Raw genomic sequence first — 249 nt, forward strand, 5'->3', positions numbered from 1 at the left:
TGCAGGTAGCTGATTTTGTGGTTGTCCAATTGCCAAACTTATGGCCTGTTGCCTTTATTATATCCTGAGCCTTTATTACCGCACCACAAACTGAGCAATGTGAACCCTCGGTCTTGCCGTCTGTTGTGCAGGTGGTCGGGATCACCTTGTCAACAACTTCTGTGTGACCCTTAGCTGATAAGCTCTTGCTTTCAGTTGCACCGCAAGTCTCACATTTTCTGATCTGTGTACCGCTTTCTGTGCAGGTAG

At 47.4% G+C, this 249-nt stretch carries 1 protein-coding gene; it reads right to left on the reverse strand.

Translation table 11 applies throughout. The features are described from left to right. Positions 1-249 (reverse strand): hypothetical protein (locus DW938_RS14880; RefSeq protein ID WP_347517437.1); only part of this gene is annotated, 249 nt, incomplete at both ends.

This window comes from Ruminococcus sp. AM43-6, from assembly GCF_003461785.1.
In the GTDB taxonomy this organism is placed as follows: domain Bacteria; phylum Bacillota; class Clostridia; order Oscillospirales; family Ruminococcaceae; genus Hominimerdicola; species Hominimerdicola aceti.